At 35.9% G+C, this 24,167-nt stretch carries 25 protein-coding genes and 4 pseudogenes; 20 read left to right on the forward strand and 9 right to left on the reverse strand.

Annotation, left to right across the window (positions count from 1 at the left end; all coding sequences use genetic code 11):
• Positions 1-32: 32 nt before the first annotated feature.
• Positions 33-1,562 carry a spore germination protein gene (locus RCG17_RS15340; protein WP_308171031.1) on the reverse strand — a complete coding sequence of 510 codons (1,530 nt, stop codon included), beginning with the start codon at positions 1,560-1,562 and terminating at the stop codon, positions 33-35.
• A 379-nt stretch (positions 1,563-1,941) separates the two neighbouring features.
• The gene (locus RCG17_RS15345; protein WP_308171032.1) at positions 1,942-3,033 is read right to left on the reverse strand and encodes a Ger(x)C family spore germination protein; all 1,092 of its coding nucleotides are present in this window, start codon (positions 3,031-3,033) and stop codon (positions 1,942-1,944) included.
• A gap of 246 nt (positions 3,034-3,279) precedes the next feature.
• Between RCG17_RS15345 and spxA the strand changes: the two genes are divergently transcribed.
• The 12 genes and pseudogenes from spxA to RCG17_RS15405 all read left to right on the forward strand — a co-directional run bounded on the left by spxA (position 3,280) and on the right by RCG17_RS15405 (position 11,151).
• On the forward strand, positions 3,280-3,675 hold the full coding sequence (gene spxA / locus RCG17_RS15350; RefSeq protein WP_308171033.1) for a transcriptional regulator SpxA: 396 nt from the start codon (positions 3,280-3,282) through the stop codon (positions 3,673-3,675).
• 27 nt (positions 3,676-3,702) lie between these two features.
• Positions 3,703-3,837 carry a BA3454 family stress response protein gene (locus tag RCG17_RS15355; RefSeq protein WP_308175855.1) on the forward strand — a complete coding sequence of 45 codons (135 nt, stop codon included), beginning with the start codon at positions 3,703-3,705 and terminating at the stop codon, positions 3,835-3,837.
• A gap of 262 nt (positions 3,838-4,099) precedes the next feature.
• Positions 4,100-4,528: an RrF2 family transcriptional regulator gene (locus RCG17_RS15360; protein WP_308171034.1), complete on the forward strand. Its 429-nt coding sequence runs from the start codon at positions 4,100-4,102 to the stop codon at positions 4,526-4,528.
• Between the two features lie 146 nt (positions 4,529-4,674).
• The gene (locus RCG17_RS15365) at positions 4,675-5,010 is read left to right on the forward strand and encodes an IDEAL domain-containing protein (RefSeq protein ID WP_308171035.1); all 336 of its coding nucleotides are present in this window, start codon (positions 4,675-4,677) and stop codon (positions 5,008-5,010) included.
• Between the two features lie 119 nt (positions 5,011-5,129).
• Positions 5,130-5,564, forward strand: coding sequence for an OsmC family protein (locus RCG17_RS15370; protein ID WP_308171036.1), 435 nt, complete (start codon positions 5,130-5,132; stop codon positions 5,562-5,564).
• Between the two features lie 64 nt (positions 5,565-5,628).
• Positions 5,629-6,690, forward strand: a complete 1,062-nt coding sequence (locus RCG17_RS15375; RefSeq protein ID WP_308171037.1) for a cysteine desulfurase family protein — start codon at positions 5,629-5,631, stop codon at positions 6,688-6,690.
• 41 nt (positions 6,691-6,731) lie between these two features.
• Positions 6,732-6,962: a hypothetical protein gene (locus tag RCG17_RS15380; RefSeq protein ID WP_308171038.1), complete on the forward strand. Its 231-nt coding sequence runs from the start codon at positions 6,732-6,734 to the stop codon at positions 6,960-6,962.
• A gap of 211 nt (positions 6,963-7,173) precedes the next feature.
• On the forward strand, positions 7,174-7,677 hold the full coding sequence (locus tag RCG17_RS15385; RefSeq protein ID WP_308171039.1) for a hypothetical protein: 504 nt from the start codon (positions 7,174-7,176) through the stop codon (positions 7,675-7,677).
• A gap of 229 nt (positions 7,678-7,906) precedes the next feature.
• On the forward strand, positions 7,907-8,188 hold the full coding sequence (locus RCG17_RS15390; protein ID WP_308171040.1) for a DUF3219 family protein: 282 nt from the start codon (positions 7,907-7,909) through the stop codon (positions 8,186-8,188).
• Positions 8,189-8,210: 22 nt separating this feature from the next.
• Positions 8,211-9,194 (forward strand): LLM class flavin-dependent oxidoreductase, encoded by a 984-nt coding sequence (locus RCG17_RS15395; protein WP_308171041.1) that lies wholly within the window; start codon positions 8,211-8,213, stop codon positions 9,192-9,194.
• 50 nt (positions 9,195-9,244) lie between these two features.
• Positions 9,245-9,970, forward strand: a pseudogene (mnmA, locus tag RCG17_RS15400) (tRNA 2-thiouridine(34) synthase MnmA); the annotation flags it as partial.
• Between the two features lie 173 nt (positions 9,971-10,143).
• The gene (locus tag RCG17_RS15405) at positions 10,144-11,151 is read left to right on the forward strand and encodes a DUF3231 family protein (protein ID WP_308171042.1); all 1,008 of its coding nucleotides are present in this window, start codon (positions 10,144-10,146) and stop codon (positions 11,149-11,151) included.
• A 959-nt stretch (positions 11,152-12,110) separates the two neighbouring features.
• On the opposite strand, the gene RCG17_RS15410 is transcribed toward RCG17_RS15405, so the two are convergent.
• The 5 genes and pseudogenes from RCG17_RS15410 to RCG17_RS15430 all read right to left on the reverse strand — a co-directional run bounded on the left by RCG17_RS15410 (position 12,111) and on the right by RCG17_RS15430 (position 15,447).
• On the reverse strand, positions 12,111-13,070 hold the full coding sequence (locus RCG17_RS15410; protein ID WP_308171043.1) for a Ger(x)C family spore germination protein: 960 nt from the start codon (positions 13,068-13,070) through the stop codon (positions 12,111-12,113).
• Between the two features lie 28 nt (positions 13,071-13,098).
• Positions 13,099-14,259: a GerAB/ArcD/ProY family transporter gene (locus RCG17_RS15415; protein ID WP_308171044.1), complete on the reverse strand. Its 1,161-nt coding sequence runs from the start codon at positions 14,257-14,259 to the stop codon at positions 13,099-13,101.
• A 1-nt stretch (position 14,260) separates the two neighbouring features.
• Positions 14,261-14,464: pseudogene (locus RCG17_RS15420) on the reverse strand (spore germination protein); the annotation flags it as partial.
• Positions 14,465-14,669: 205 nt separating this feature from the next.
• A complete protein-coding gene (locus RCG17_RS15425) occupies positions 14,670-15,002 on the reverse strand; it encodes an OsmC family protein (protein WP_308171045.1) in 333 nt (110 codons plus the stop codon).
• A 61-nt stretch (positions 15,003-15,063) separates the two neighbouring features.
• Positions 15,064-15,447: a winged helix-turn-helix transcriptional regulator gene (locus RCG17_RS15430; RefSeq protein WP_308171046.1), complete on the reverse strand. Its 384-nt coding sequence runs from the start codon at positions 15,445-15,447 to the stop codon at positions 15,064-15,066.
• Between the two features lie 137 nt (positions 15,448-15,584).
• Here RCG17_RS15430 and RCG17_RS15435 point away from each other — a divergent pair, with 137 nt between their 5' ends.
• Complete coding sequence (locus RCG17_RS15435; RefSeq protein ID WP_308171047.1) at positions 15,585-16,103, forward strand: DJ-1/PfpI family protein; 519 nt, start codon at positions 15,585-15,587, stop codon at positions 16,101-16,103.
• Between the two features lie 394 nt (positions 16,104-16,497).
• On the opposite strand, the gene RCG17_RS15440 is transcribed toward RCG17_RS15435, so the two are convergent.
• Positions 16,498-16,887, reverse strand: coding sequence for a VOC family protein (locus tag RCG17_RS15440; RefSeq protein ID WP_308171048.1), 390 nt, complete (start codon positions 16,885-16,887; stop codon positions 16,498-16,500).
• A gap of 473 nt (positions 16,888-17,360) precedes the next feature.
• Between RCG17_RS15440 and trxA the strand changes: the two genes are divergently transcribed.
• The 4 genes and pseudogenes from trxA (at position 17,361) to RCG17_RS28360 (ending at position 19,899) form a co-directional block, all read left to right on the forward strand.
• Entirely contained in the window at positions 17,361-17,675 is a 315-nt protein-coding gene (trxA, locus tag RCG17_RS15445; RefSeq protein ID WP_308171049.1) for a thioredoxin, read from the forward strand.
• A gap of 32 nt (positions 17,676-17,707) precedes the next feature.
• A complete protein-coding gene (locus RCG17_RS15450; RefSeq protein ID WP_308171050.1) occupies positions 17,708-18,733 on the forward strand; it encodes an LLM class flavin-dependent oxidoreductase in 1,026 nt (341 codons plus the stop codon).
• A gap of 127 nt (positions 18,734-18,860) precedes the next feature.
• Positions 18,861-19,577 (forward strand): annotated as a pseudogene (locus tag RCG17_RS15455) (SDR family oxidoreductase).
• A gap of 124 nt (positions 19,578-19,701) precedes the next feature.
• A complete protein-coding gene (locus tag RCG17_RS28360; protein WP_374120959.1) occupies positions 19,702-19,899 on the forward strand; it encodes a PAS domain-containing protein in 198 nt (65 codons plus the stop codon).
• Positions 19,900-20,363: 464 nt separating this feature from the next.
• Here the strand turns inward: RCG17_RS28360 and RCG17_RS15460 are convergent, their stop codons facing one another.
• Positions 20,364-20,957 carry a TetR/AcrR family transcriptional regulator gene (locus RCG17_RS15460; RefSeq protein ID WP_308171051.1) on the reverse strand — a complete coding sequence of 198 codons (594 nt, stop codon included), beginning with the start codon at positions 20,955-20,957 and terminating at the stop codon, positions 20,364-20,366.
• Between the two features lie 168 nt (positions 20,958-21,125).
• Here RCG17_RS15460 and RCG17_RS15465 point away from each other — a divergent pair.
• The 3 genes and pseudogenes from RCG17_RS15465 to RCG17_RS15475 all read left to right on the forward strand — a co-directional run bounded on the left by RCG17_RS15465 (position 21,126) and on the right by RCG17_RS15475 (position 24,074).
• A pseudogene (locus tag RCG17_RS15465) lies at positions 21,126-22,120 on the forward strand (acryloyl-CoA reductase).
• Between the two features lie 686 nt (positions 22,121-22,806).
• Positions 22,807-22,944, forward strand: a complete 138-nt coding sequence (locus RCG17_RS15470; RefSeq protein ID WP_308175985.1) for a hypothetical protein — start codon at positions 22,807-22,809, stop codon at positions 22,942-22,944.
• 326 nt (positions 22,945-23,270) lie between these two features.
• A complete protein-coding gene (locus tag RCG17_RS15475) occupies positions 23,271-24,074 on the forward strand; it encodes an IclR family transcriptional regulator (RefSeq protein ID WP_308171052.1) in 804 nt (267 codons plus the stop codon).
• Positions 24,075-24,167 lie beyond the last annotated feature (93 nt).

Raw genomic sequence — 24,167 nt, forward strand, 5'->3', positions numbered from 1 at the left:
CTAAGTGAAAAAGATGTTTGCTTTTTCCTTTGTCATTCATCAAACTCACTTCCTTTTTTGTCTGGGCGGCTAGGATTATATCTCCAAAGAGAGTTAGGACGCAAGAAGCCTGGTCTTTTAGTTGTTATACTATATGACGCACGTATTAAGCTATCATTTAAATCACCAGGTCTTAGTGGATATAACGGAACGGTATAAGGCGATTCTAAGGATTCTAAACGAGTAAGATGCACGATTAAAAAGCATAAACCTAGTACGATACCAAATCCCCCCCAGATCGAGGAAATAATAATTAAAGGAAATCGTAGGAAACGAATCGTGTTAGACATCTGATAGATGGGTGTTGTAAACGAAGCTAAAGCCGATAGAGCCACAATGATCAATAATACGTTGCTTGTAAACGCAGCCTCTACTGATGCTTGACCGATAACAATACCACCTACGATACCGAGAGTTTGTCCTACTTTGGTTGGTAAACGTGCTCCTGCTTCACGCAGTAATTCAATTGTAAACTCTAAAAAAAGCACTTCCAAAACCGGTGGAAACGGAACGTTATGCCGAGAGAAACTAAGCGGGCCAAGTAAAACTTTAGGAATCATTTCATAATGATACGTTAAAACCGCTATATAGATAGAAGCAGAGAATATAGAAAATAGAACACTAAATATTCGTATCAAACGGAAGAAGGAGCCAAGCACCCACGGTAAGTAGTAATCTTCTGGAGAAATAAAAAAATCCGACAATGTAGCGGGTCCAATAATCGCATATCCTGATCCATTACTAAACACAGCTACCTGTCCCCTAATTAAACTAAAAACTGTCCGGTCTATTCGTTCGGTTGATAACAGAAGGGGAAACGGCGTAAAACCATTATCAGAAATCATTTGATGTAATTGAGAAGAATCAAAAACGACATCAAAATCAATCTTCTTTAAGCGTTGGGTCATGGTTTCAATGTACTTTTTATTAGTAACCCCCTCAATATAAGCCACGATGACTTTGGTTTGGGACATAGACCCTATGTTGATTTCTTCCGTAATTAAATCAGGTGTATTAATCTGCTGTCTTAATAAATGGATATTAATATTTACGTTTTCAACAAAACCGATTTGCGGGCCTACCACACTGAACTCATTTTCTACATTATTTTGCTCACGAAGACCGACTTTTTCGTTAGATAAATTAATTAACGCAACCTTTTGATCATTTTCTTTAATTTGCAGAATCGCATAGCCTTTAAGCAGTTTTGATTCGATTATCTCAATGTCTTCAGTAACCAAAACATCCTCAATTGGGATTAGTAGCTTAATATCCTCAATTTTCTTAATATGACTGATATTAAAAGATGGTTCCTGAAAAATAAGCAAGACTCTGCGCTGAAGCAGTTGGCGATCAATTAAGGTATTATAGTAAGAAAGGATGAAATGTCCTTTTTTATTCATAAGTGAAAACTGACCGAAATCATTTGATTTACTAGCCTTCGTAAATAATTGCTCGATATTTTGAGAAATTCTTTTCTTTTTCTGATTTTTATTCCTTAAAAGCTTTTGTTTGAAGAACATCCAAACACCTCACACTCAGCATTCCCTACAATCATTCTGTTGCATTATATTTTCTTTTAAATTCAGGGATTTTTCTTAACTACTTTATTATTTCCAGCCCTATCATGAATATCCCAATTTAAGCTTTGGGAATAGGAAAATTACTTCATAATGTATTCATGATAGTGGACATCTATTTGGACTAAAAACTAGATTGGTATGGTTACTTATGAAAGGTGTTCGTTGGGGGTCCTTGATTACTATTATCGGGATTTATCCTGCCGTTTGCTTCAATATGGAGTAAGGCTTTTTTCTTCTTCAACTATTGGAGTTTAGCTGATCAAGGATTCACACTATGTTACAACGCTTTAACATTATATTAAATGTCTCGCACTCTAAATTACTGTACAATTCCAGAGTTTACAATATGGATATGTGTATGTACTGTTGGTTTGAGTTTAGGATAATTTTGCCTAAATTTTTGATAGTTCCAATTCCTGGAGTGAGCTCTTACCTTATCCCCAAGCCCAATCGGGTCTACGCTGTACTTTTGAAACAATGAAACTAAGTCCGACACTTCATCATTAAAATAGTTTTGTAATAACTTTTCTGTATAGTTATTCTTTTCAGATATTATTGATGATTGCGGTTCATATCTAACCTGAGCATTAAGCGTTAAATCAATTAGGATACGAGGAATAGGCTTGTTGGTTTCAACGGTGTAGGTTGTTTTGGAAGCAAGATTTCTCAACAATAAGCTAATCTCTTGATTATTAACTTTTATTTTGGCTTTATAGTTTCCATTTCCGAAATGTTGCTGCAATAGCATTTTTAAAATAAAAGCCTGTCTCATATTAATTTTTTGGACATACTGCCCATGTCTTAACAAAGCTAAACCGTTAATCTTCAATTGACCTTTTTCAATGATGATATAAGGTAAGCATGCGTCCTTTCCTTCCGTATAATAATCGCTTAAAAATACATGCAGGTTCATTTTGGGTAGATTTCCTTTTTCGATATTGTGATTGATTTTTTCACTTATATGAAATGGAAGCTGGACTTTTTCACTTGACGTTAAAATCTCTTCAGCCGAAGGATCGGCTATAGCGATCTGCATACGACTCCCAGCAGTCGGGTCTTTACTGAGACTTATTAAAGCTTCAGCGACTCCTCTTTTTGCAAACTCTTTACCAAACAAAACCATGTCCAATTTTCCTATTCCGATCGGGTAAGCGGCTTTTGTATCCAATCTTGGAAGGATGTCCTCAAACGTACCGGTAACGGTTTTAAAATCTTTTAATACGGTTTTCCCTTTTTCCGTGAAGAGAGGATAGATCACCATTCCTTCGATTTTGTCTCCTTTCTTATCATAAGCTAGTGTATCAATGATTTGAATTTTATCGATAATTCGGTCATTACCACACCCTGATAATAGAACAAGAATGAACACTTCTACGAGGAAAAGGATTTTATTTTTTCCTTTTTCATTCATTAACGTCACTTCTCCTTCTTCAGGATCAAACTTACTATTTAATTATGTTTTCCATCTCTTTCATTATTATCCAATATCTCATTCAAGAGGCTAGTTTAAGTACAGTAATTTTTAAAAGTTACAAACTCTAATGCGTTCTGATATCTAATCCATAAATTTACAGTTGACTTCACAAACTGTAATGTTTAAATTTACAGTATAGTCGGTAGGAAATGGGCTTAATAATATGAAGGAGTGTGTGTAAGTATGGTAAATCTGTATATAACACCAAGTTGTACTTCTTGCCGAAAAGCAAAAGCATGGCTTGAAGAACATCATATTGAGTATATTGAAAGAAACATATTATCCAATCCCCTTACAGTCGATGAGATTAAATCAATTCTTCGCTTGACTGAAGATGGGACTAATGACATTGTTTCAACTAAATCAAAAACATTTCAGGAATTAAATGTAAATATTGAATCTCTTCCGCTTAATGAATTTTATAAATTAATAATCAAGTACCCTCAAATGTTGCACCGGCCAATTATCCAAGACGAAAAAAGATTACAAGTTGGATATAACGAGGAAGAGATCCGCAGTTTTTTGCCTCGTAGACTTCGCATATTTTCGAATGTCGAATGGCAAAAAGTGGCCAATTAATATTATTTCGGAAGGAGGAAGAAAGTGATGATTGAAGTATTCGTTACAGTTAATTATAAAGATAAAAATTATCAAACCAATGTCATTGTAAATAAAAAAATGACATGGGAAAAAATTAAACAGTTAGCAGAAGAACAAGTAAAAAAACAATGGGATTTTTAAACCTACTTATACAAAAATTTCAAAACACGCAAATTTGTTTACGCACCTTTAAGGAAGAGAACGTGATGCGTAAAGCTTTACAGGACGCTTGGAATTCCTTATTCATGGTTAAGGGTTGATACAACACTTCTAATTAGATACTTGACAAGAAAAACTGTAATATTTATTATTACATTATGTTGATTGATTTTAAAAAAAGATGCAGAAGCTATATGTAAAGCAAAAAGGTGATTAGCTGTGTTGATTTCTAAGGAGGCAGGCCATGAATAGTGATTTTACACTTGCCATTCATAGTTTAACTTATCTTGCGTTGCAGTCGGACCGTATGTCAACAAGTGATGATATCTCAGAGAGTGCTGGTGTCCACCCAGTACGCATTCGTAAAGTGCTAAGCTTGTTAAAAAAACATGGATTTATAAAATCAAAAGAAGGAACCGGCGGCGGATTTATTTTTACTCTAGAGCTGAGTGAAGTTAATCTTTGGGATATATATATGATAACCTCTGAAGGTGCTTTGCAGCCTAAGTGTCCTGATTCAAATGAAAAGTGTATTGTGGGCGCTAATATGAAAAGAGTATTATTTACAATTTTCTTAGGTGCGGAAGAACATTTGGGCGAATATTTAAAGAACTATACAATTAAAGAAGTTGTCGATCTTGTAAATCAAGAACAAAATAGCGGCTGTGACTGATGGCCGTAGACTTCTTTTTTTAAAATGTAATAAAAAATATTACAGATTTATCTAGGTGATATATCCCCGATGGCTGTAGCTTAAAAAAAGGTACTTTCTTGATTACATTCATAAAATACAAAAATAACTTAAGAAGGTGAAAAAGGATGTTGACGAATGGTAATTCCGTTTTGAAAACAGGTGATTGGATTAAGGGAAAATCAGGGGATGGGGAATTAATAATTGGTTATATTGAGTCACAGAGTATTCTGGATGGAGTTGTTAAAGTAACGGTTGCAATGAGTGACAATCGTGAAACGCTTGGCAAAACAATTCCGATTTTAAGTAAAAATGTTAGGAAACTGCCACTTTCTAAGGCGGTAAACAAGGAACAAATTCTATTTCTAATAGACTTGGCATTATCAACGGGGGATGAAGCATGGTTTATTGAGCTTTCTTCCAAGTTAAACTCAATCAATCAGCTTGTTGATGGAGTACATTAAAACTTATACAAATTATATATAGATTTTTAAATTAAATTACAATGTGTTTGGAAATATTCATTTTTTGTGAAAAATTTGCGATTATCCAATATATTTTTATTTTTTGAGGAGTGTTAAACATGGCTAATATGAAAGTAAATGTGAACGCTGTTTGGAATGACGGAGTAAAAGGGAATGGAACGCTTAATGCAAACTTCCTTGAAACAAAAATTGCAATACCTGCATCCATAGGAGGAAGCGGGGATGGAGCAAATCCAAAAGAGGTACTTGTTTCATCTGTGACAACTTGTTATATAGCAACTCTTGTGTTTGTGCTCGAAAGTAGAAAGTTACCTGTAGTGGAGCTTACGGTGGGTTCTGAGGCCAACATAGCTGATAATGAGTTTAAAATTACGCATTATCCACATATTGTTTTATCCTCTGATGCAACTCAAGAACAGATCGAATCCGCACAAAGAGCTGCAGAAGCGGCAGAAAAGGGATGCGAAGTGGGAAATCTATTGAAAAAAGCAGATGTAAAAATTGAGGTTCAAGCCAAAGTTTCCGCTAAGTAAAGCATTGACCTGAATATTTAAATAATTTGTTAGCGTAGAGGGGCAGGCAAATGAAGCACATAATGTGAATTTTGGCAATGCATCAAGTATCCACTCATTTGGGCGGGAAGCACGTCACCTGTTAGATCAGGCTCGTGAGACGATAGCTGCTAGCATTGGGGCAAAGCAAAATGAAATTATTTTTACCAGCGGCGGAACTGAAGCAGATAATATGGCACTTTTTGGCGTTGCCGAAAGCTATCAAAAAAATGGAAAGCATATTATCACAACTCAAATCGAACACCATGCTGTTCTGCATGCGTGTCAAAAATTAGAGAAAATGGGCTTTGAAGTTACCTATTTGCCAGTAGATAAAACAGGCAGAATTCGTTTAGATGATTTTAAGGCTGCTTTAAGAGATGATACGATTCTCGTTTCTGTCATGTATAGCAACAATGAAGTCGGAACACTACAGCCAATTGCAGAGATTGGCCAGATACTGGCAGAACATCAGGCCTTTTTTCATACGGATGCGGTTCAGGCCTATGGTATTGAAGATATTGATGTGAATAAAAGCTCCATTGATCTCTTAGCGGTTTCTGCTCATAAAATTAATGGCCCAAAAGGAACCGGCTTCTTATTTGCCAGGGAAAATGTAAAGCTGGCTCCGCGTTCCTTTGGTGGTGATCAAGAAAAGGAAAGGAGAGCAGGGACAGAAAATGTGCCATCCCTTATCGGCTTTCGTGAAGCTGTCCTCATCTCACAAGAGGACAGCGCGGATAAAAGAGAAAAATTTAAACAATTTAAAGAAACGTTTATTAATGTCCTCAAACAAGAGGATGTAGAATTTTCCTTAAACGGATCGCTTCAAGATTCTCTGCCACAAGTATTAAACTTGAGCTTTCCGGGTACTAATGTCGAAACAATGCTTGTCAATTTGGACATGGCCAGGATCGCAGTATCCGGCGGTTCAGCTTGTACAGCAGGATCAGTTGAACCTTCACATGTGCTTGTAGCAATGTTTGGGGAAAATTCAGAGCGTTTGATCAATTCCATTCGGTTTAGTTTTGGTTTCAACACGACAGATGAACAGATTGTAGAAGCTGCCCATGAAACTGCAAAAATTGTGAAGCGCTTAAGAAAATAAATCTTTTAAAGTATGTTTCACGGAAAGTCGAAGTGAAAGAATTGGCAACAAAGGATCCAAAAAATATAAGAGTTGTTGTTGGAATGTCTGGTGGTGTGGACTCATCAGTTGCAGCCCTTCTTTTAAAACAACAAGGCTATGATGTTATCGGTATTTTTATGAAAAACTGGGACGATACAGTTTCAAAAGATGCCAACTTAGAACAAATCAAAGGAACCATGCATTCTTCAGGAGAAGGAAAGTGGACAGTGGAAACGGCTTTGGATTTGTAGGCAGCCATCCCTGTGATTGCCATGTCTCTTTTGATGCGCTATCGCTCCTTAGATCATGACACCTTTACCGGGAAAGTGGTCGCTGCTCTTCGGAACGAGTTTGGTGGACATGAAGTCGAAAAAAGCAATTAGCCTAATATTGAGTGGATTTTAGTAAACAAGCTACTTAAAATATCAAAACAATCCGCAAAGTGAAAAAGGGAGTGAAATCATGAATGTAATGGATGCAAAAATCATTAGTACCCAATATGGTTTGGAGACCTATTTAGACGTTGTAAAAAATGTTGATGTAAGAGATCTTCATTATCCTACAGAGACAGAACTCTTTTATGAAATCACAGTAGGGATAGAGTATTTTCTATTAAAGGAAGAAAGATATTATGACAGTAGAAAGAATTATTTTCGTATCCGTATGGATTCCGATTTCGGTTCAGTAACGCTCGTAGAAACAAAAATGGAAAGTTTATTTGCTGTCAAAAATGAAGGCGAGAGAGACACAACAAAGGAACTGGTTGGAGAATGGCTTATAAAGACCCATGCTTTCAAACAAGTTATCAATGAACTGATTGTTCAAAAGAAAATGGAAAACGTTCAAACAGAGGGGGATATTCAAGTAGTACTAGGAACTATAAGATTCCTAGAGAAATTACTCGAGATCAAAACAGAAGACATTTTAAGTACCAATGTTGAGAGAGACCTTGAGTATGTTCATTAGTAACTTTTAAGATAATGACCCTCATTGGATAAGTAAAGTGCTGGAGGGAAAAGAAGATACGATCAGAAGAGTACTAGTTGATCAACTTTTTACATGGTTGTGACGAACGTAGAAAGTTTACGTTCGTCACGATATTCTAGAAAAATCATATCATACGGCGTTATTTCTAAGTTAGAGTACGTTAAATGTATAAGGAATGTGTTATCTTTTAGAAAGGGACGATGATGAAATGGTTACAGAAATCCAACTAAATGATACTAAAATTAGAATCACACAATATGATGAAAAAAAGATAGAAGGTAAAACTCAGATATCGGTAACTTTTTATGTTACAAGTGACGACTACCATGACATAGCAACGTTATTTTACAAAGGAACATTTGATGTAATCGTACTCGAGAGACATCTTGAGTTCCGCGGAACGATTCAAGAATATTCAACATCAATTACGAATCTATACGAAAAAGGGCAAATTGGTGAATATAAACTGACTTTGAAAGAAGCGGAATAATAGAAAAGGGGATTTTCATCTTATGAAATTAAGCATTTTAGATCAGTCTCCCATTTCAACTAATCAAACGGCAAATGAAGCATTACAGGAATCAATGAATCTCGCACGCATAGGGGAGACATTAGGATATTCACGTTATTGGATTGCTGAACATCATGCAATGCCAGGGCTTGCATGCTCCGCGCCCGAGGTAATGTTAGGTTATATTGGGGCAAATACAAAAAATATACGAATTGGCTCTGGAGCAGTTTTATTGCCATACTATAAGCCGTATAAAGTAGCAGAAACCTATCACATGTTATCCACTCTATTTCCTAATCGAATTGATGTAGGGATTGGAAGGGCACCGGGTGGTCCTGCTGAAGCATCAAATGCATTATCGGATAACTATTTACAAAATGTCTATAAAATGCCTGATTTAGTAAATGAATTAATTAAATACATAGATAATGAAGGGACCGTATTAGAGGCTTCTCCGTTACCGCAAATTAGTCCTGATCTATGGATGTTAGGTACAAGTAGAAAAAGTGGAAATTTTGCGGCGGAAAACGGTTTAGCCTATAGTTTCGGACAATTTATGAGTGATGAAAACGGAGCAGAAATCGTCCAACAATATCGTCAGTCATTTCAACCAAGAAAAAAAGGCCAAAAACCATACGTCATTATGGCTTTATCAGTAATATGTGCAGAAACTACTCAAAAAGCAGAAGAAATTGCTTTAAGTTCAATTGTTTGGGAACTACAAAATGAGAGTATGGAAGGAAACAAAGGAGTTCCTTCTGTTGATGAGGCAAAAAAAATTCTATTAAATCTACGTAATCAAAAGTCTATTGAAAGAATAAAAAAGAAAATGATTATAGGTACTCCTAATGAGGTGAAAAGTAAAATATTAGAAATTCAATCTCATGTATTAGCAGATGAAATCATGATTGTAACTATCACTTATTCATCAAAGGATAAGCATCAATCATATCGATTAATCGCAGAACAATTTATTAAATTATGATTGCTTGAAAATTTTAGTAAAAGGTTTAGCTGTATTTAGAAGTGGTATCCTCTGTTAATTTTGAAAAACAATATTGGGACCAGGTTTTTACTCATTTTTTAGAGGAATATAAAGCTGGCCGAACACCTAATCCAGACGTCATGTGTAACAAAGAAATTAAATTTAAAGCCTTTTTAGAACATGCGATTAACCTTGGAGCTGAATATGTGGCAACAGGTCATTATGCTCGGGTTGTTTATCGTGATGGGGAATATAAAATGCTTCGGGGGATTGATCAAAATAAGGACCAGACCTATTTTCTTAACCAATTATCACAGGAACAGCTCAGCAGAGTACTGTTCCCGATAGGTGAACTTGAGAAATCAAAAGTTCGTGAAATTGTCATGGAAGCAGGCCTTGCGACTGCAACGAAAAAAGACAGTACCAGAATTTGCTTCATTGGCGAGCGGAATTTTAAAGATTTCTTAAGTAATTATCTTCCTGCTAAAAATGGAAAGATGGAAACCTTTGATGGTGAAGTTAAGGGTACGCATGATGGATTAATGTACTATACTATTGGCCAGCTCCATGGACTGGGAATTGGCGGTTCAGGTGAACCCTGGTTTGCGATCGGCAAAGATTTAAAACGTAATGTTCTTTATGTTGGACAAGGGTTTCATCATGAAAAACTACATTCTGATTCCATTATCGCCGACAAAGTCAGCTGGGTATCCAATATTATATATATTTTAGGATATTTGGAATGTTATAATTCCAATACTTGTTCCGCTAAATATATAAAATAAAATTTTATACATGTAAAGCTTTACTTGATCCATTTTTATTTGATAAGTACTACCGAAAGCTTCGTGTGAAGAAGAAAACAAATTTTATCTTATTAGAAGTTTTTACAAATAAAATGATTGTTATTGGTTAACCTATTTCTGAAAAGTTAGGGAGGGTGATAAAAATGGAACAGGTTAATCACCAAGATAGGATTAATGCTTCAGAATATGGTGTTATTTGGTCTCAATATGTCAATGACAGTATGTCACGTTGTGTTCTTCGATATTTATTAAATGATGCTAAGGATGAAAATACTCGTGATTTACTTCAATTTGCCCTGGAACTATCAGAAACTCATTTAGTGAAAACGAAACAAATTTTAACACAAGAAAACTATCCTATTCCAATCGGGTTCACAGATAAAGATGTCACATTAGACGCCCCTAGTTTATTTACTGATACATTTAAAATTGTTTATTTGCAAATTATGACGATTCACGGTTTGACGAGATATGCAGGTGCCACTAGTGTCTGTATACGAGAGGATGTCAGAAAATACTTTATTGATTGTACTTCTCAAACGTTGGAATTATATGATAGGGTTACAAACGTCGCTTTATACAAGGGGATTCTTAGTAAACCTCCTACTTTAAACAATCAACAAAACATTGATTTTGTAAGGAAGCAAAACTATTTAACAGGCTGGTTCGGAAAACGTAGACCCATCAATGCAATAGAAATCAGTGGAGTACACCTTAATATGCAGAAAACAATGGTGAAAATGGTGTTAGAGTTAGGATTCAGTCAAGTATGCCACTCTAAAGAAGTACGAGTCTTTATGGAACGTGCTCGAAAGCTTTGTAAAAGACACTTTCATATTCTTGGTTCAATTTTAGAAGAGGAGAATCTTCATATTCCAAGGATATTTGAAACAGAAGTAACCGATTCAACAGTCGCACCCTTTTCGGATAAGCTTATGCTATTCCATATAGCAACACTGCTTTCTGCCGCACTTGGTTATTATGGTGAGGCGTTATCAATGTCTCATCGAAGAGACATGTCCGCCGACTACACACGAATGAATATAGAAATTGCCCTAATTGCAGAAGATGGAATGAATCTTTTAATAGAAAGGGGCTGGATGGAACAACCTCCCACTGCTGCAGACCACGAAAGCTTGGCAAAGGATTAGAAGAATGTAGATGCAAAAGAAAGGTTATTTTGGTACAACGCTTTTCCTGAATTTGGACAATTGTTTAATGAAAAATACATCAAAGAGAAATTTTTCATACTATTAGAGTTAATTATTAGTATGAAATCCAATTTTAACGAGGTTATTTACCTTAGTATTAATGGAGAGATCGAAAAGGCTATTTTCACATACAAATTACCAATGGCTTATGTTTTATCAATGTGTATACTTTTTTTCAATATGAGATGAATTCAAGGATGCAGGCGGAGGAAAAAAACCATATTCTTTCCTGCCTATTCTGTTACAGTAGGTATTATATACTCAGCAAAAATTACATTGTTCGGACTTTTGTTGGGAGCAGTTTGGTTTCCAATGTAGTGTTATTCCTGGAATCTTTATATGATTTTGTCTAAAAAGGATTTTAAGTGAAAAAATAAACGATCCAGTTTAATGAAAATATATGTATCCCTTTAGAACTAGGAGAGAATACATAATTTTTTTTCTGTATCTATTCCCTGGTATAGATTGTAATCTGACTTTTCACAGTTTCTGTCATTGCCTCATGTCGTTTTTATACCTTCATTGATTCGCGTAGTTCTTCTAAGTTATTACAAAATCCGCGAGATGATCCCCCGCGGATTATATTTATTAACCATTCAGTTTTTTGATGAATTCCTTCATGAGCATGGGAACTTCAGGCCATGCCTGACCGAAAAATAAATTACCGTCAACCGCAACCGTCTTCAACAAGGAGGACCTGAAACAGTTACGAATTTCATAATAAATTATCCAGACCCAAATCATCCTGCCAAATTGTAAACGTAATAAAAAGAGAACAGGGTAGTAAACCTTTCTTTTTATTGCTTATAGCATTGAGATAACAAACATTATTCTCGGTGTAACTGTGGTCTTTTATTTCCTATCCAAAGGAAAAGAACGTCATGCTAGTTGCTTCGAACTTATTTTACATTCGTTAAAGGTTTAGGGTGAAGATGATAGTCCACGTTAATCTTCATTCGTTTCCAGTAATGCGACCATTGTTTTTCACTTAGTGGTTTCTCCCAGGGGTTAAGGGAGAGTGTTCCAATCTGTAATGGGTCCACGTTCCAATTTTGCATATTTTTAAAAAAATCCATTGATTGTTTATCCAAATAGGACTCGATCTCTTTATTAAGACTCGCTAGTTCATCATGATCAAGTATATTTTTATTTCCTCTATACTCCTCGATTCTACTGTTCAGATTGACTTTGATTGACAGGGACGAATAGTTTTGATCTAATTTCATATGGACATTTGAGCGAACATGACCTAACATGACGGATGATGTCGGTATAGGAAGATATTTAAGGTAGTGATTGTTGTTCATGAGTTGGATAATTTGATCGTCTGTGTTTTTGACGGTCGCTATTAGTTTGTCGTGATGGAACAAAGCCGTTCCTTTATATGTGAAATTTTCTTTGTCAACCTTAAAGACTGGCAGAATTGGATACGAAAATGGGGAATAGAACGTCTTCATAAATTGATGTAAATTAACGACAGTAATCTCCCCCTGATTACTTTCCTCGTAGTGTCTGAGCATGCGATAAAGGAAATAATCAAGGTTTGTTTGCTTAACGAGTTGTTTTTTTATGTAAGTGTCAAAATTCCCATCCACAATGACGAGATAAAGACGTTGGGAAACATCAGGGTCTGTAGCTACGGTATTTAGCAGCGATAGAATTCCTTTTTTTGCAAGCCTTTCATTGATTAACAACATTCGAAGTTGTCCGGGTTTCAATTCACGGTAATAAGCTAAATTAAAGCGCTTTGTCCCCTCATTCAGCAAGTCAACTTCTCGAGTCAGCAGATACTTCTTTTCTTTAATCAGTGGCGGCGCCATCGTGCTGATTTTTAACTTTCCTTCTCTTCCCTCATCCATATACCAGAACACCACAGGGGCGATTTCTTCAATTATATTGTTCTCCGAAAATGGGGAAGAACATCCTGTCGTCAACACGCTCCTTTGGATTGATGGAAACCAACAGGAATGCTGGAACCAAGAAGTAGGTGAATGCCCCCAACCATATTTGAATATTGAACCAAATGTTCTGTTCTGGTTCTGATTCCCAGAACCACGTATATATAGCCATCATACATACAAAAATGGTAATACAACTGGACATGAACCCTATTCTGGTGGTCTGTTCATGTATCCTTCCACCGATGATTCGGAAAGCCCCATAAAAGAATAACAAGAGGATGGCAATAAAAAAAATGTAATTAAACAATTCTATACAAATCAAAATGATATCAATTCGCTCAAAAATAGGAGACTGCAGGTACCGAACCATATTAACAACTGGAAAACTGGTTTTGCTTAAGTAATTGGAACCGAAAAACAGTAACGATGTAACAAAGAATAACAAATATTCTAGGATAGTCAGGGCATTCCCAACGGCCCAATATTTTGACATCTTTTGTTTCAGGTTTAACCAAGGACCTAAACATATCAAATATTCTGGTCCTGAAAAAGATGACCCAATCAATAACAACCCTTTCAAAGAATGCATCGACCAATCTGTCGGTATCAAGGGATATAAATCTTGAAGTGATCCAATCTTCATAAAGAAAAAGAAAACAAATATTGTAATAATCAGCATACTACTTAAAAATGCAATCACAATAAAACGAATTGTGTTCTCCATTCCATGACTGGCTACAATAACACTAATCAGAAAAATAAAAAATAACAGCCAATTTGAATGCATAGTTGCGAATAAAAATTGGTGAATGATATCCGCGTAACCCAGTGTGATGATGGTCATTTTGAATACAATCAAAAATAAACCGATAAAAGCAAAAAAACGAATCATCGGTTCACCAAAAAGCTGCCTGAATCCTTGGTAACCTTTTGCAGGATACCCTGAAGCGAACACTCTGGATAATATCATGAGATTAATCTGCGATAACATTCCTATCGCGACAATTCCCCAAATCATGTAGGAATGTACCAAATACATGGGCATAATTAAGGTAAAGTAAAGTATTTGCATTCGGTTCACCATCAACATAACATAAATACCGCCTAGGGTGGTAGACGTTTTTTCAAATAACGAAAATGCTTTCACGCTACCATCTCCTACGATTGACTCGCCATTTCTTTAGGGGATGTAAGGATTCAGGTCGCTCTTTCGTCCAAATTAATGGACCCCGAATGAAAAGATCCAACCAATCCTTCCCGTAAAATGGGGTTAGTGGTGCTAAATAAGGTTGTTTCAATGAAGTAAGTGCATTCAGATGAGCCAGAATTCCAATGATCCCAAGCGTCATTCCAGGTCTTCATTTAAATCATTTAATATCATTAGCGTGCAAAAAGAAATAAAAAAGGATAGCAATTTGCTATCCTTTACGCTTACAAATTATCTACTTTTGGGTGAATACACTACTTAGTGGAAACTTTTCCTTGAACCTCAATTTTAACATCTGCTTTTTTCAATAAATTTCCCACTTCACATCCCTTAACTGCCGCTTCTGCAGCTCAATGTGCTGATTCTATCTGTTCTTGTGTTGCATCAGAAGATAAAACAATATGTGGATGATGGGTAATTTTAAACTCATTTTCAGAAATGTTTGCTCCAGAATCCACCGTAAGTTCCACTACAGGTAGCTTTCTACTTTCGAGCACAAACACAAGAGTCGTTGTATAACAAGTTGTCACAGACGAAACAAGTACCTCTTTTGGATTTGCTCCATAGTATATTTCAAATTCCTGGCGTTCGCTTGAGGATGCCGAAATTAGGTAAGGAAGTACATTCATATTAGCAATTAAAATTTCATACATAGACAAAGGTAGCGGTTCCGCTGTCTTCACTGTATGGAACTCTTGGGGTTCCCTTTTCACATTGTGATGGAAATATTGATAATTTGAATAATTATCCTTGTGATAAATTCATTTCTTTTTTGAAATCTTCAATCCGTTTTTTTCCCCATTCATACATCATTTCCACGATTGGAAGTAAAGTCATTCCAAGTTCCGTCATCGAGTATTCGACTTTTGGTGGAACTTCAGGATAAACCTCTCTATGAACAATTCCATCTTCCATTAGTTCGTGCAGCTGGTTGGCTAGAATTTTATGGGAAATTTTAGGAAATAGCCTTTGGAGGTCACTAAACCGATGTGGACCTTCCACACCAAGGTGCCATAAAATGACAATCTTCCATTTTCCACTAATAATCGATAAGGTCAGTTCTTTTTCACAATTAAAATCGCCGTTTATAATCTTTTCTTTGATTTCTTCCCGTAATGTATCAGACATGACTTTTCCTCCCTTTTATATAGTAACTTATTTGTAACCTTCTTACAAAAAAGTGCATTCTTCACGGCAAGAAAAGTAAGCAGTAATATGAAATAGTCTTAAACATAAATCTTTTTTATTTTGAGGAGGAAAATATAATGAGTAAAAAAGCACTCTTAATTATACCGCCAGAACGATTTAATGAGGATGAATTATTCCATCCAAAAGAAGAGCTAGAAAATGCTGGAGTCGAAGTAACCATTGCAAGCACCGTAACAGGTGAAATTATGGGGGACTATGAAGGTAAAGCAACTGCTTCAGTTATCTTTTCAGAGGTATCCCCTACTGATTTTGATGTTGTATCGGTAATTGGAGGATCTGGTACAAATGATCATCTATGGGAAAATCGAGAATTACAAGGCTTTTTGAAGGAAGCTTATAATGAGAAAGTTCTTGTAACAGGAATTTGTGCAGGAGCTGTTACGGTTGCTAAAACCGGCTTGCTTTCTGGAAGAGAAGCAACTTGCTATCCAGTAGATGTTCAAAAGAACGAATTGATAGCTGTTGACGTTAAATATGTTGAACAACATGTTGTTGCCCATGATGATATTATTACTGGCGATGGTCCACAAGGTGCGAAAGAATTTGGAAAAGCCCTTGTTAAAGCATTACGTTAGTTCTACATTTTAGTTGGATAGAGTGTGGTTCGAAAGTAAATTTCGAACCACCGCTTCCATTAGATATAAGCATTTTTGGGAATACATCCACCAAAGGGAGCAACTACTCTTGCTTCCATTAATTCAGCGATTTTGATGGATTGGTTAGAGGGCTTTCAGTAGACTTATCCCCAATTAGGGTAAACGTTGTTTCGCCAGGTATCGTAGACACCCCACTCTACGGAGGGATGCCTGACGAAGACCGGAAAATTTGTACAACAGCATTGCTCAGCAATTGCCTGTTAGACGCGTTGCACAGCCTGAAGACATTGCTGAAAACAAAGGCAGCAATTCCGCTGCCTTTAATAATTAGGAAAGTTTATTTTATAGGTCTATATCTTTTCATAACTTTTACTTATAGATCTTTTTGATCAACGTTTAGTTCAATCAAATTTCCATCTGGGTCTGCACAGAAAATTTGAGCGAATCCACTTTTTCCGTATGGTTGTTCCAGGAATTCAACTTGATTCTGCTTTAGCCATTTAAGAGTCTCATAATAGTTCTCAACTCTAAGGGCAAAATGACCTTCTCTGCTGGATAAGCTTTTATTCTGACGAATCGTTTGTGTAGCGGGCTCGACGATCAAATGGAGGTGCTGTCCCTCTATTTCGTACCATGCACCTGGAAAATCAAAATCAGGACGGGGTAATTCTTTTAACCATAAAATTTTCCCGTAAAATTCTTTTGCTTTTTCCAAATCTGTAACATTAAGACTTACATGATGGAGACATTTATATTTAATCAAAACCTTCACTTCTTTCATTTTAAAGTGCAGCCGTTGCTGAAATGAAATGCATTGGCAAAGTTCTATACTTTAATATATTACGATAAACAATAATGAATAATCCGCATCAGGTGATAAAAATCGCGAGAGCAATGTACAGTTCATAACGAATTAATTTTTCTTGACTTTATTAACTGTAAATATTAAAATTACAGTAATTCCTCTTGAAGAGGAAGCAATCTAATGAAATAGTGACACTTTACGCAATTCAGTCTATTTAGCATATTTACCAGATTATATGGCTCACTATAGAGCCATGGCTTTTTCTATCAATACTGTAATTTATTTTATTACAGTATAAAATGGCTAGTAGACTCTTTTTTAAAACGAACTGTAGCTTTTTCTATTACATTAGGGGGGATACTGTATATTTTTCTGTGAGAATCAAAATTGTTTTTATAAAAGTGATAAGAATGATATTGGAGGAATAAATAATGGCTATCTCACACGTAACAGATGAAACGTTTAATGCTGAAATTAAAGAGGGATTAGTATTAGTGGATTTTTGGGCACCATGGTGCGGTCCTTGTAAAATGATTGCACCTGTATTGGAGGAAATCGATGGAGAAATTGTTGATAAAGTTAGGATTATCAAGCTTAATGTAGATGAAAACTCTGAAACCGTAAGAAAATTTGACGTCATGAGCATTCCAACGTTGATGCTTTTTAAAGACGGAGAAGTTGTAGACCAGGTTATCGGTTTCCAACCAAAAGAAGCTTTGACTGAATTAATTTCAAAGCACGTGTAAAACAGAAATTATTTTAGAAAGAAGATAAAGCTATGTCTAAAAATACAAAAAAAGTATTTGATATACCGTTTTCCGTCTTAGATCTTTCACCGATTGCTGTTGGAAGTACTCCAGCTGATGCTTTTCGCCATACACTGGAACTTGCACAGCTTGCTGAAAAATTAGGATATAAACGTTACTGGCTGGCTGAACATCATAATATGCCGTTTATTGCAAGCTCTGCCACTTCGGTAGTGATCGGACATGTAGCAGCTGGCACATCAAAAATTCGGGTAGGATCGGGTGGAATTATGTTGCCAAATCACGCTCCACTTGTTATCGCAGAGCAATTTGGGACACTTGAATCTTTATATCCAGGACGAATTGACCTCGGAATTGGCCGAGCACCTGGTACAGATCAACTGACTGCCCGTGCTCTGAGACGTGACTTGAGAAGTACTGGTGATGACTTCCCAGAACAATTAGCAGAATTGCGCAGCTATTTTAATCCTGATTTAGCACCGGGAAATCAACACGTTAAAGCAGTTCCTGGTGAAGGATTGAATATTCCAATATGGTTGTTAGGTTCGAGTGGTTTTAGTGCCAAACTTGCCGGAGAGCTTGGTTTGCCATTTGCCTTTGCTGGCCATTTTTCACCGCGTAATACGCTGCCTGCTCTTGAGTTATATCGTCGTGCCTTTAAGCCTTCTGAAGTATTGGATAAACCCTATGCAATGGTCGGTCTAAATATCATTGCAGCTGAAACGGATAAACAGGCACGGCGTTTAGCGACTACTTTACAACAGCAGTTTTTGAATTTAAGACGTGGTAACGAAGCCCCGTTGCAGCCGCCGGTTGACGACATTAGTGAAGTGGCGAGCAAATACGAAATGGAAGCATTACAGGAACAGTTAAGCTCATCTATCGTTGGCTCCCCACAGACAGTGAAACAAAAGCTGCAGAAATTTTTAGAGGAAAGCCAGGCTGATGAAATCATGGCCATAGCCCAAGTTTTTGACCAAAAGGCCCGTCTCTACTCTTATGAAATTTTGGCGGAAATTACGACCAGTGGAAGTTAAGAATACGTTTTTAACGGTACAAGAATTTTTTAAGTAATGGCAAAAAGATTGCTACACTTGCTAAAGTTGAATGGAATAAAGTTTTCAGGTACAACCTAAAAACAATTTTTTAAGGAGTGTTCTTACAATGCCATTAAAAGGAAAACGTGTTGTCGTAATAGGAGGTACTTCTGGTATCGGATTATCTGCGGCAAAGGCATTTCTTGATGAATTGGCTCAAGTCATTATTGCGAGCCGTTCTGAGGCAAAATTATCTGAGGCAAAGAAAGTGCTTGGTGGTAATGTAGAAGCATACAATATTGATTTTCGCAGTGAAGAATAATTAGCTGACTTTTTTAAAATGGTAGGTAAATTTGATCACCTTGTCGTTACCGCAGGTGAAGGCTCAATGGGTCATTTTAGTGACTTACCTGTTGCAGATGTTAGAGAAGCGTTTGATAGTAAGTTTTGGGGACAATACTTATCGGTTCGCGCTGCTATTCCGTACTTAAATGATAACAGTTCAATCACATTGACCTCAGGTGTTTATGGGGTCCGTCCACCACAGGGGGCAACTACTCTTGCTTCGATAAATTCAGCGATCGATGGATTGGTTAGAGGGCTTTCAGTAGATTTGGCCCCTATACGAGTAAATGTTGTTTCACCTGGTATCGTAGACACCCCACTCTACGGAGGTATGTCTGATGAGCAACGACAAAATTTATACAGCAGCATTGCACAACATTTGCCTGTTAAACACGTTGCACAGCCGGAAGACATAGCTGAAGCATACGTGTACTTAGCGAAAAATGGATTTACAACTGGTACTGTACTTCTAATTGAGGGCGGGGCCCACTTGGTATAAAAGAAAGTTATAATAATTATTTTATTGAGGCTATACTAAAAGAATGGTATAGCCTTTTTCTTATTCCATTAATAATAATCCAATGTACTTGATATAATAGTAAGGCGTTAATGTTCTTGGACAAATCCAATATATCTCACCATCTTGTAAAAGTGTTTTAGGGTTTTCTCCTGATGAATTCAATGACAAACACTTCTCGATTCTATTTCATAAAGATGATATAGAAGAGGCTCTTCAAGACTTTAAATGGGTTTTATTGGAGCGACGAAGTGGGAGAAGCACTTATTGTCTCAAAAAAAAGATGGCTCCTTTTATTGGGTAGAAGTTCTTTGCAAACCAGTCATGGACCCAGTTTTTTTGTTCTAATAATGATAGGAGTTTATGATGTAGCTTCATTTAAGTTTTAAGTAGCTTTTAATCCTTAATATTTAAATAATACTAGATGGTCCTATTAAGGATTCAAGTGGTATTCCTAATATTATAAGAGAGATTTTGGAGAAACCCGTATTTCTTAATTTAGCGAAAGCTTGAAATAATACTGGAAAATCTCTATCATCTTTTAGTTTTCTAACCTCATCTTTATATACATGTAGCAGCTGTTTTCCGAAAAGGAAAGGGGGGCAAAGACTATTTATAATGGGAATAAAAAATTTTTTTATATGCACTGAAGCAAGTTTTGGGAAGATTAGGTTAAGTCTTTATTTTTTCAACAAAAGGGCCATATAGTGGAATAAATGGTTTAAAGAAAAACACCATGTTCGGTTGCTTTTCTTTATCGAACTGCTTTCATTTTTTAAAATTTAGGATCTGGAGAATTGATTCGTAACATACAGTTCGATAATAATTATGTAAGCTATCATCATCCCTCATTAACCACTGAATTAAGCTACCATCAATCATACACCGAATACTAATGGCAGATTGCTCGATATTATCTACTTTAAACACATTCTCTTCGATTCCTAGTGTGATAATATTTTTACCGATAGACCAACAGTTTTCGTAAAATTGTTGGTTAACTTCTTTATACCGATTATTATTTTTCACCTGTGCTAAAAAGTCTAAGTATACACGATAAAAAATTTTATTTTCTTTAGGACTGATGAAGACCTGATTTATATATGCTTCTAGCTTTTCAATTGCTGTTTCCTTTTCATCAATAGATTTAGCTTCTTTTTCATAAATTCTTGTCGTAATCCATTCAAATAAGTGAGCAAATACATCTGCTTTATTTTCAAAATAATAGTTTGTTACTCCTTTACTTACCTCTGCATAATCTGCAATATCCTGCAATGTCACAGATTCATAACCTTTTTCAGATGCAGCTTGAAAGGCAGCTTTTAATATTTGTTTGCGTCTTTGTTCAGCTTTTTTAACCATTCAATCGAACCTCCATTTGAAACCTAAAAATATTATACAAAATATTATCAACTTGTACGAGTAATTTTATACTGACCGGATAAAATATATTGACCAGTCAGTATAAAATGCATTACGATAAATTTAGATTTAAGATTAAATAACTAGTTTGAAAGGGGAAATCTTTAGATGCCAAAGGAATTTAGCGCTCTTGTCGTAAATAAAACGGAGGAAGATTTTTCAGTAAATATTGAATCATTATCTTTTAATGACTTACCAGATGGAGATGTGACGATACGAGTTCATTACTCAAGTGTAAATTATAAAGATGGTTTAGCAAGTATTCCAAACGGAAAGATTGTTCAAAAATACCCCTTTGTTCCCGGAATTGACCTTGCAGGAACGGTTACTTCATCAAACGATTCTCGCTATAAAGAGGGTGACAAGGTTATTGTGACAAGCTATGAATTAGGTGTTTCTCATTATGGCGGATACAGTGAATATGCAAGAGTTCCGGGGATTGGGTAGTACCTCTGCCAGATAATTTGACATTAAAAGAAGCAATGATCTTTGGGACTGCGGGCTTTACAGCAGCTCTTTCAATTCATCAATTAGAAAAAAATGGACTAACGCCAGAAAAAGGTCCTATTTTAGTAACTGGGGCAACTGGTGGCGTAGGGAGTATGGCAGTTTTAATGCTTTCCAAACGAAATTATCAGGTAACAGCAAGTACAGGAAAAGAATCCGAATATGACTACTTAAAGAAATTAGGAGCAAAAGAAGTTATTTCGCGCGAAGATGTTACACCAGAAAAAATTCGTCCTCTAGGAAAGGAGCGCTGGGCAGGTGCAGTTGACCCGGTAGGTGGTAAGACATTAGCATCTATTTTATGCAACACTAAATATGGAGGATCCGTTGCTGTAAGTGGATTAACTGGAGGAGCAGAAGTGCCAACAACCGTTTTTCCTTTTATCCTTAGAGGTGTCAATTTATTAGGAATAGATTCGGTTTATTGTCCAAAAGATTTAAGAGAAACTTTATGGAACAGAATGGCAACTGACTTAAAGCCAGAAGGTTTAGGGACAATAATAAATGAAGTATCATTAAGAGAGTTACCCCAAACTTTACCTGACATCTTACAAGGTAAAGTAAGAGGCAGAACAGTTGTGAACATACTGGTTTAAAGTAAAATAACTTTTCAGTATCCTCTTGCAATAATAGTAGAATTTATTTTCTTATTCAATTAGAGAGCGCTTATCTTGAATAAAGTATAAGTAATGATCATCAACAATCGGAGTGCGTTTATAGGGTAATGAAGAAATCCTAATTTCTCAATTTTAATGCTGAGAAATTGGGATTTTTATATTGGAATTTCCTTAACGTTGTAAATTCGCCTTTTTTTACATTACCAATATTAACCCTTGTTTTGTTAACATTTTCGATTATTTACAGGAATAACACAGCAATTTCAACTATAAGAAAGTTGAAATTCGTCAACCGTCGACAGTTGACGAATGACGAATACCGTCGATGGCAGGCTGTTATCGCTCGCCGTAGAGGACAGAAAGTTGGATGGGCTAGTTTCTATAGACATTCGAAGTAGAGCAATCTGGGTAAACCGTAGCAGAAGTGCATAATGAATACCCGCTAATTCAAAAACAATCAGGTTATAGCGAAAGGCTATTGGAAAGAAAAATTCAATGGTCGCGTTAAAAGAATTTAAAGTTGATCGTCAAACCTCAGTTTGAACAACCAAGTAATACATTGAAAAAGCTGAAAAATATTCAAAGTATTTGGTATCCATTTTTAGAATCACAAAGGCAGTATCTAAAAAGCAAAATTTTGGTTATAAAAAAGTGCAGCTTTGTTAATGGCTGCACATTTTTTAAGGGTTACATATCAACTTATTCGCCAAGCAGGGATCAAGCCTTTTGGGGTTTATGTACCACCAAAAGAAGATTGGATTCATTTAGAGAGTGGAAAATCCACCACTTTAAATTGTATGTAACGATACTTGAATAAAAGAAAGTTAGGTTGCAACCTTTTTTTATTGAGCAAATGGACAGTTTAATATTTGGACTGGATTTTTATGGTGAATTGTATATTAAATGTTTGTTTAATAAAAGGTGATTCTTCACGTTCGATTAGACCTAGCATAGTTTTACTAACTCCTATCAGCTCGGCAAAGGCTGTTAATGTGGAAATATTGTTAAAAAATAGGTTGAATTTTCTAATTTTTACGAATATAATAAATCTAGTGAATGACATTCACTAAAAATAAGATAGATTTTTGTTGTTACATTCTCAATATAGTAAAGAGAGGTGAAAAAACAATTGGAAACTAAAAAAGGTAGTTCAACTTCATATGGAAACGTTGCCCATGCTTTAGATATTTTACTAGCTTTTAAAACGAAAAGGGGATTTACTCTAGCTGAGATGTCCGAAACATTAAATATAAGAAAAAGTTATTTATTGAAAATCCTGGATAATCTGCAAGAAAAACGATTTATTATGCAGGATTCCGAAACGGGAAAATACCAACTAGGTCTGGCTTGTTTAGAATTGGGAAATGCGTTTGAAAAGCGTTTGGATATCCGAAAAGTGGCCAGTCCTTCACTTGTAGAATTATCGACTGCCACGAATGAACTTGTACACTTAGGTGTGATGGATGCTAATGTAGTCGTTTTATTAGAACGGGTTTCGGTGAATGATTCAAACTTGGGCTTACAGTTTCACTTATCATTAACCTCTCCTCTATATTCAACGGCACTAGGGAAGGTGTTACTGGCCTTTAGTGAAGAAGGCAAAGTGAATCAATATCTTTCTACAACGAACCTGGTGCCATGTACAATGCACACAACAGTCGATCCTGAAATTTTCCGTCTCGAATTAACACAAATTCGAAAGGATGGCTACTATCTATCATATGAAACCTTTGAAAGTGGAATTTCCTGCGTTTCCGCTCCTGTATTTGCAAAAAATGGAATAATCAGGGCTGCTATTAGCATTTGTGCACCTACAATTCGAATTATGTCCAAAAAAGATGAGTTAGTAAAACTTTTACTCGATACAACTTCCAAGGTATCCGAGAAATTAGGATATGACTCTCAATTATTAAAGGTGGCCTATAATAATTGATCGCAGTAAAAAGGGTGGCTTTTTGCGTTTAATGTACCATAGCAAAGGCCGCCTGGCAATCTTTCAAAACAATGAAAACGCTTTATATTAAGT

The sequence above is a fragment of the Neobacillus sp. PS3-12 genome, from assembly GCF_030915385.1.
GTDB lineage: Bacteria > Bacillota > Bacilli > Bacillales > Cytobacillaceae > JAEVLT01.

Bases quoted from the DNA above. Each gene is read 5' to 3' on its own strand.
- RCG17_RS15340 (WP_308171031.1), bottom strand. From the start codon at position 1,562: ATGTTCTTCAAACAAAAGCTTTTAAGGAATAAAAATCAGAAAAAGAAA.
- RCG17_RS15345 (WP_308171032.1), bottom strand. From the start codon at position 3,033: ATGAATGAAAAAGGAAAAAATAAAATCCTTTTCCTCGTAGAAGTGTTC.
- spxA (WP_308171033.1), top strand. From the start codon at position 3,280: ATGGTAAATCTGTATATAACACCAAGTTGTACTTCTTGCCGAAAAGCA.
- RCG17_RS15355 (WP_308175855.1), top strand. From the start codon at position 3,703: ATGATTGAAGTATTCGTTACAGTTAATTATAAAGATAAAAATTATCAA.
- RCG17_RS15360 (WP_308171034.1), top strand. From the start codon at position 4,100: ATGAATAGTGATTTTACACTTGCCATTCATAGTTTAACTTATCTTGCG.
- RCG17_RS15365 (WP_308171035.1), top strand. From the start codon at position 4,675: ATGTTGACGAATGGTAATTCCGTTTTGAAAACAGGTGATTGGATTAAG.
- RCG17_RS15370 (WP_308171036.1), top strand. From the start codon at position 5,130: ATGGCTAATATGAAAGTAAATGTGAACGCTGTTTGGAATGACGGAGTA.
- RCG17_RS15385 (WP_308171039.1), top strand. From the start codon at position 7,174: ATGAATGTAATGGATGCAAAAATCATTAGTACCCAATATGGTTTGGAG.
- RCG17_RS15390 (WP_308171040.1), top strand. From the start codon at position 7,907: ATGGTTACAGAAATCCAACTAAATGATACTAAAATTAGAATCACACAA.
- RCG17_RS15395 (WP_308171041.1), top strand. From the start codon at position 8,211: ATGAAATTAAGCATTTTAGATCAGTCTCCCATTTCAACTAATCAAACG.
- RCG17_RS15405 (WP_308171042.1), top strand. From the start codon at position 10,144: ATGGAACAGGTTAATCACCAAGATAGGATTAATGCTTCAGAATATGGT.
- RCG17_RS15410 (WP_308171043.1), bottom strand. From the start codon at position 13,070: ATGGATGAGGGAAGAGAAGGAAAGTTAAAAATCAGCACGATGGCGCCG.
- RCG17_RS15430 (WP_308171046.1), bottom strand. From the start codon at position 15,447: ATGTCTGATACATTACGGGAAGAAATCAAAGAAAAGATTATAAACGGC.
- RCG17_RS15435 (WP_308171047.1), top strand. From the start codon at position 15,585: ATGAGTAAAAAAGCACTCTTAATTATACCGCCAGAACGATTTAATGAG.
- trxA (WP_308171049.1), top strand. From the start codon at position 17,361: ATGGCTATCTCACACGTAACAGATGAAACGTTTAATGCTGAAATTAAA.
- RCG17_RS15450 (WP_308171050.1), top strand. From the start codon at position 17,708: ATGTCTAAAAATACAAAAAAAGTATTTGATATACCGTTTTCCGTCTTA.
- RCG17_RS15460 (WP_308171051.1), bottom strand. From the start codon at position 20,957: ATGGTTAAAAAAGCTGAACAAAGACGCAAACAAATATTAAAAGCTGCC.
- RCG17_RS15470 (WP_308175985.1), top strand. From the start codon at position 22,807: ATGGCTGCACATTTTTTAAGGGTTACATATCAACTTATTCGCCAAGCA.